Here is a 685-nt window from a genome sequence, read left to right on the forward strand (position 1 = left end):
CGTTAATAATCGACTGGAATTCAATCCTGCGGGTGATTTTGATTACCTGGCCATCGGCGAAAGTGCCACGGTAACTGTCAGCTATACCATGAGTGATGATGAGGGTGTGACGTCAACAGCCACCGCGACCATCACCGTCAGCGGCTCCAATAGTCAGCCGGTAGCTGAGCTTGTCAGTGTAAATTCGGTAGTGGAAGACGGTAGTGCGGTCTCCGGTAGTTTCAGTGCGACTGATGAAAACCTGAGTGATACCCATACATTCAATATCCTGACCCAGCCAGCTGAAGGCTCGGTCATCAATAACAATGACGGTACCTTCAGTTTCAATCCGGGCAGTGACTTCCAGGATCTGGCGGTCGGAGAAACTCGTCAGGTCACGTTTACCTATGTGGCGGTTGATGATTCCGGTGAAGATAATGCCAGCAGTGAACCGGGCACGATCACGATTACGATCACGGGCACCAACGACAAACCAACAGCGGCGGTTGAGAGTGTCAGTGCCACGGAAGATGGCGCGGCAGTGACCGGCAATTTCAGTTCCACGGATGCCGATACCACGGATACCCACACCTTCAACATCGTGACCCAGCCGACAGAAGGCACGGTAACCAACAACAATGACGGCACCTTCAGTTTTAATCCGGGCAGTGACTTTCAGGATCTGGCCGCGGGAGAAACCCGTCAA

At 53.0% G+C, this 685-nt stretch carries 1 protein-coding gene; it reads left to right on the forward strand.

Annotated elements, in window-relative coordinates; translation table 11 throughout:
• The coding region (locus AC27K1_RS21625) for an Ig-like domain-containing protein (RefSeq protein ID WP_487152869.1) at nt 1–685 on the forward strand (685 nt) is incomplete at both ends.

The organism is Kistimonas ophiarachnellae, assembly GCF_057552235.1.